General features: G+C 26.1%; 7 protein-coding genes. 5 read left to right on the top strand and 2 right to left on the bottom strand.

The annotated features are described in order from the left end of the window. Positions 1-220: ankyrin repeat domain-containing protein (locus Q0J90_RS09285; RefSeq protein ID WP_297277634.1), on the top strand; the 220-nt coding region annotated here is incomplete at its 5' end. Between the two features lie 137 nt (positions 221-357). After that, on the top strand, positions 358-2,304 hold the full coding sequence (locus tag Q0J90_RS09280) for a hypothetical protein (protein ID WP_297277633.1): 1,947 nt from the start codon (positions 358-360) through the stop codon (positions 2,302-2,304). Between the two features lie 61 nt (positions 2,305-2,365). Here Q0J90_RS09280 and arsS read toward each other — a convergent pair whose 3' ends face one another. Both arsS and Q0J90_RS09270 read right to left on the bottom strand, forming a co-directional pair. Further along, positions 2,366-3,319: an arsenosugar biosynthesis radical SAM (seleno)protein ArsS gene (gene arsS, locus Q0J90_RS09275; protein ID WP_297277632.1), complete on the bottom strand. Its 954-nt coding sequence runs from the start codon at positions 3,317-3,319 to the stop codon at positions 2,366-2,368. A 208-nt stretch (positions 3,320-3,527) separates the two neighbouring features. Continuing rightward, on the bottom strand, positions 3,528-3,980 hold the full coding sequence (locus Q0J90_RS09270) for a rhodanese-like domain-containing protein (RefSeq protein WP_297277631.1): 453 nt from the start codon (positions 3,978-3,980) through the stop codon (positions 3,528-3,530). 322 nt (positions 3,981-4,302) lie between these two features. Here Q0J90_RS09270 and Q0J90_RS09265 point away from each other — a divergent pair, with 322 nt between their 5' ends. From Q0J90_RS09265 to Q0J90_RS09255, 3 genes are read left to right on the top strand one after another with little or no spacing between them, the layout of a single operon-like run. After that, the gene (locus Q0J90_RS09265; RefSeq protein WP_297277630.1) at positions 4,303-5,055 is read left to right on the top strand and encodes a TVP38/TMEM64 family protein; all 753 of its coding nucleotides are present in this window, start codon (positions 4,303-4,305) and stop codon (positions 5,053-5,055) included. Next, positions 5,039-5,725, top strand: coding sequence for a VTT domain-containing protein (locus tag Q0J90_RS09260; RefSeq protein WP_297277629.1), 687 nt, complete (start codon positions 5,039-5,041; stop codon positions 5,723-5,725). The genes Q0J90_RS09265 and Q0J90_RS09260 overlap by 17 nt, the downstream gene beginning before the upstream one ends. 5 nt (positions 5,726-5,730) lie before the next feature. Beyond that, the gene (locus Q0J90_RS09255) at positions 5,731-6,417 is read left to right on the top strand and encodes a YdjY domain-containing protein (RefSeq protein ID WP_297277628.1); all 687 of its coding nucleotides are present in this window, start codon (positions 5,731-5,733) and stop codon (positions 6,415-6,417) included. Positions 6,418-6,518: the final 101 nt, after the last annotated feature.

The following is a 6,518-nucleotide window of genomic DNA, read 5'->3' as shown; positions in this document are numbered from 1 at the left end:
TGTCAAATTACTTATAAAAAATAATGCAGATGTTAATGTTCAAAATAGAGGCGGTATGACAGCATTGATGTGGGCTTGTCATAGAGGAGATTTAGAGATGACAAAAATGCTTTTAGATGCTGGTGCTAATAAAAGAATAAAAAGTAATGAGAAAAAAGATGCATTATACTATGCCAAAATAAGAGGAAAAAACATAGAGCTAATAAGACTTCTTGAATAATAGTTAGAATCTTAATTCTAAAAAGTGTATGCATTATATATGTATGCACTTTTTTATTGTTAAAATATTTTATAATTGAAATTTTGCTAATTTTAATTTATGATACGAAAAACGATAATACGTATATAGGGTTTAATATGAAAAATATTATTTCTATAATTACAGCATTTACTTTAATGATTACTATAATTTCATGCGGCGGCAGAAAGGAAACAAATCAAACAGAACAATCACAAAAAATTAGTACTCATACTAATATATCAACATCAGATAATCAAAAAACAGAAACTGAAAAAGAATTCTTTGATATGAAATATGTTTATAAAGGTATTAGAGCAGATAAAGCTAAATTTGATGAAGAACTTAAAAATGCAAGAGAAAATAATGAAGAGGCAAAAAGAAATTTTAATTTTCTTAATATAAAATTTGCAAATGATGATGAAAGAAAAAAATATTCTATAGAGTTTATATCAAATGTTAATTATGCTCCATTTAATGAAATATTTTCAAGCGGGGATATATATAATGAAGATTTTACAGAATATTATGCGGCTGAATATTTATACGTAGAGCAGAATTTGGCATTAAAAAAAGCAAGAGAAGAATTATTAAAATTAAATAAAAAAGATGCTGAAGTTTATTTAGCTTTGTTCTTATCTCATTTTGCTACAGATTCTCTTTACTATTTTGAAGAAGAAAAAAAATATTTAACAGAATGGAAAAATGCAGGCGGAACTAATATAGCTATGATAATAACAAGTTATGATAATGATAATGCTTATAGTAATAAGATGAAATTGGTTGATTATATAATAGAAGCCCCTGATTCTTTAAGAGCAGAAAAATTAGTTATTGATGCCTATAATAATGATTTTTATAAATATATTGTCAAAAATACAGGCTATATAGATTTATTTAATGAAAATAATTATTCTTTAACTTCAGTTGTAGAAGAAGGTACAGCTAGTGTAGCTTCATTAAATATAGTACCAGAAATAATCAATACAAATATAATTAACAAATATATAAGAACTTATATAAAAAATAGGTTAACAGATGATAGTATAAATGAGTATTTAGCATATTATGAAAATTATTACAATCTTGAAACTGATGATGCCTATAATGGATGGAACGATCTTAGTTTACTTGAGTTTAAGAAAAATACATTTTTAATTGAAAGCACTATACGAGGACCGGTAAATATGCATTATTACAATCCTGAGTTCATAAGAGATAATTTATATGCTTCATTTGAAGAGATAAAAACTTATAATTTCAGACTTGGATATATAGATAAAGTAAAATCTGCTGAAATTAATTCAATTTCTACAAATGATTTGAAAGATTATATCAAGGACTCTAAATTTATAAGTTTCGGTAAATTTAATGAAGAAGAATATTCAGATTATGTAAGAGAAGCAATGTATTCGCGTTGGTCTTTGCATTCTCCATATTTCTTCTTATGTGATATCAATAATGACGGCAAAGAAGAATTAATGGTTTCAAGCGAGTATCACTATACAGGAGGAAGAGGCGGTGTAGTACATTATACTTTACTTTTGAAAGATAATTTGGAAATAGATTTTGATTCAGAAATAGGAAAGCTTATAAATAATAATGATTTTCAAAATTTAAACTGTATTCAAAAAATATATACTGAAGACTGTAAAAATAAAATGTTTTTGTTAAATGAAACTGCTAATGAAGCTTTGGATATATTCGTTGATAATGATGAAATAAAGAATGCTGAATATTTTGATTATATTACATATAATTATCAGCCTAAATTGGAATGGAAAGGAAGTATACTTGACGGAGTACCTGAAGGAGCTTTAAAAACTGATGCGAGTTTCAATATGTATAAAGCAGAGAATGCATCAGACAAAGCAATAGTATCAGACAGAACTTTGAGAATGGCTGACAAGCTTATAAGCGATGCATATTTTGCTAAAAAATCAACTTTGGATAAACAAGGTCAGGAAGAATTATTAGAACAAAGAAGAGCAGAAATAAAAGCTATTCAAGAAGCAAAAGGAAATATTAAATCAATAGAAACTGAAATGCTTAAGATATTAAATTAAAAAGTCCTTCTATAAATAAAACAATTATAAAAGAAAACAATTATAGAAGAACTTTTCTATATTATTGCAAATTTCCCTGACAGCTGCTTCCCTCCCCTGCTGTACATCCGTAACAATAATCTTCTATTGCTATAGTATTATTCTTAAAGTCATCAATGGTCAAATCTTTTATGTATGAAGACTTACCATTTAAAGATGCTAGATTTTTCATTTGATTAAAATCGCAATCATACACCCTGCCGTCATATCCTATATTAACAGTATTTAAACACATAACTTTGTAAGCATTAGATGCATTGAAATTATCTTCAAGAAGCTGCATGTAATTTTCATACTTATTATTTTTTTTAAGTTTCTCCTCAAATCTTCCTATAGGTATATTTGTAATAGTATATAAATTATTAAATACTATATTATGTTCACTTTTTAAATATTCTTTATAATCTTTTTCTAATTCCATTTGGGAACCTGGCAAATAATCATCAAGCGGATTATAAACCAAATTTATAATCAAATCTCTATCAATACCATAACCTACAGAGTTTAAATACTTAAGCATTTTTATAGATTTTTCGTAAGTTCCATTTCCTCTTTGTTCATCTACATTTTCTTTTGTATAACATGGAAGAGAAGCCACCAACTCTACCCTATTGTTTTTAAAAATATCTATAAGTTCTTTCTTATTCTCTAAAATAGTTAAATTAGTTCTTAATATAATCCTATTAACATTTTGTAATCTTCTAATATCTTCTATAAACTCGGATAAAAAATCACAATTTTCAGGAGCACCTCCTGTTATATCTACATCTATTTCCTTATTAGAATTTTTTATAAATTTAAAACAGTCATTTAATACTTCTCTGCTTATAGATTCTTTTCTATTAATACCAGCATCTACATGGCAATGAGCACAATGTAAATTACAATTATATCCTGTATTAATTTGAACAGTTTCTATATCTTTCTTTTTTAATTCTATATTATATTTTTTTAAAGTTTCTGAAAAATGATGCATGAGTATCTCCAGCTAAAAAATCATGTGTAATTAATCCCAATAAACACATAAATTTACCGTGTTTATTGGAATTAATAAAAAATAACTAAATATATTATTTTGTTTGAAATGTTTTTATAGATTCACGATCTAATCAAATTGATAGAAAGAGGAATTTTATTTTTATAGTAAAAAAAACAATATTTCATCAATTAACTCTATCATTGAATTACTGAGCTAATGCTTTTGAAAACTCATCATATCCGGCATTACTAAGATTGTTTATATTAGTAAAACCTAAATCAGCCATTATTTGAGAAGCCTGTCCTGAGCGATTGCCTGATCTGCAGAATATTATATATTCTTTGCTTTTATCTAAAGAAGATACATTTTCTTTAAAATCTGGTGCTTTGAAATCTATATTAGTAGCACCTTCTATAGAACCTGTTTCTTTAATCTCATCAGGTGTTCTAACATCTATTAATATTATGTTTGGATTTGATTTCCATAATGTTACTACTTCATCAACAGTTAAATTGTTATAGCTTGCTGATGCAGTTACTTCTTCCTGCTGATTAGTTTGAGCAGCAGCAGAAGAAGAAGATGATGATGATGATGAATTACTGCAGCTTATCATTAATGATAATAAAACGGCAAAAGAAATTATAAAACTTTTTTTCATGGAAAATTCTCCTTTCTTTATAAAATTTTGTTTATAATAACATACAAAAAATTATAGTCAATAAAAAATCATTATGAATTAATATTTTTTGATGTAATACTTGATATTTTTATTTTTTTTGTTAATATTACTGTATTAACTTATTGGATTGCGTATGTTAAAAATATATTCAAAAACAAGATTTAATATTTTCTTTAACAAGCATAAATTTCCTCTTAAATAATCTATTATAGTCCGTGAGACTTATCATTTACACTTATTTTATTAATCTATAATAAATTTTAATACAAACTACTTTTGTAAACTTGGGAGCTTATTTATTATGAAAGAATCTTCATCTATAAATAAAAAGTCAATAATAAAAAAATTAATTTTATTGCTAATTATTATATTATGTATACTATCATATATATTTATACCAGCGATAAATAAACAGCTTAATACAATATTTAAAATGTTCGCTACAGGAGATTTTAATGTTGTAAAAGAATTCGTAGCATCTTATGGACATTATGCTATGGCTGTTTCATTTATACTTATGGTTCTTCAATCTGTAGTAGCTCCTTTACCTGCATTTCTTCTTACATTTGCAAATGCTAATCTATTCGGCTGGAAAGCAGGTGCAATATTATCTTGGTCTAGTGCTATGGCTGGGGCTGCTTTATGTTTTTATATAGCTAGAATACTTGGAAGAGATTTCGTTGAAAAACTAACAAGCAAAACAGGATTAAAACAGATAGATGATTTTTTCGCTAAATACGGAAAACAAAGCATACTTATAGCAAGATTACTTCCTTTTATTTCTTTTGATATAGTTAGTTATGCAGCAGGACTTACCTCAATGAATTTCTTAGGTTTTTTTATAGCTACCGGAATAGGACAGCTTCCTGCTACAATAGTTTATTCTTATGTAGGCGGAATGCTTACTGGAGGAGCAAAATTATTTGTTACAGGACTTTTAATATTATTTGCATTATCTGCATTAATTATTTTATTAAGACAAATATATCAAAGTAAAAAAAATAAACAAAATAATTTACAAGAAAATACTGATAACAATGAAAATAAAATCTAAATATATTAAACTTGCAATATTTATAATAGCGGTCATAGCTATTATTATTATAAATCATCATTACAAGCTGCATGATAAAATTCATAATTTTGATGATTTTAAATATATGATAGGCAATAATATAATAAAAGCATCAATTATATATATTGCTGTAACAGCTATAGGAAGTTCTATATTAGCATTACCAGGAATCACTTTTGCATTATTTTCCGGAATATTATTCGGGCCTATACTTGGAATTATATTATGCTCTATATCCTCTACCCTTGCTGCTATAATATCATTTTTAGTATCAAGATTTTTTCTAAAGGATACTATAAAGCCCTTAATAGAAAAAAATAAATATTTAAATAAACTTCTATTTCAGGAAGGAAATAAAAATGCAATGCTTCTTTTAATGATTACAAGATTAGTTCCATTATTTCCATATAATATACAGAATTTTGCATATGGTATAACAGATGTTAGTTTTATAAAGTATTCCTTATATACATTTTTATTCATGCTTCCGGGAATATCTTTATTTACAATAGCATCTGTAGGATTAGTTTCAGAAAACAATAAATATGTATACTTTTTAATTGCTGCTGTTATATTAATATTGGTAACAGGAATATCTTTATTCTTAAAAAGAAAATATGTAAACAATAAATCTATAGAAGGACAGTAAATAATATGAATAAAAAAATTATTTTTAGTTTTTTAATATGCTTATTCTTTGTTATATCATGTAATAAAGAATTAAAGAACTCTATGGGAAGCGTAATATTAAGAGATGAAGGAGAAGCTCCTGCTATTATAAATAATAATAGAAAAGAAGTAAGAATAGAAGCAATAGTTAATGGAAAATATTTTAATAATCCTACAAGACATCATGGAATAGTATTTAAAGGCGGTAAATATGGAGATAAAGGAGTATTAATATCTCTTACAGATGAAAGAGAATTTTATCAGGCTTTAAAAGATATAGGATGTGTTGAAGGAAATAATTTAACTATGGAAGACATGTCATTATCAAAAGCAGTTAAAGGAGAACCGTTAGATGTATTTGTTACTTGGGAAGGTTCAGAAAAAGAAATACCTTTTGAAAATGTAATAAAATCTTCTGAAGAAAGAATGATGATAGTAAGATTCGGAGGAAATTTTGAGGCTGCTAAAGCTAATAGAACAGGATGTATATTATGTCTTGACAGCTGCCCTATAGCTATAACAAGCGATTCTTCATTTACTACAGCAGAACTTGAAAATAAAAATATAGATAAATATATAAGAGAAGATGTACTTCCTCCAGATGGGAGTAAAGTTTCTGTTATATTTAGAATGAAACAGTTAGACTGTTGTTCTGCAGCAGCAAATAATTAAGAAAATTTATATTTATTTGTACAGCAGATATTTGTAAGAATTTATATAACAAAATAAAAATTGTGAGCCTCTGGAAAATTTATTTTCCAGAGAGTTAATGC

It is taken from the genome of uncultured Brachyspira sp., from assembly GCF_944390595.1.
Classification (GTDB): Bacteria; Spirochaetota; Brachyspiria; order Brachyspirales; family Brachyspiraceae; genus Brachyspira.
This window is presented reverse-complemented; position numbering and strand designations above follow the sequence as displayed.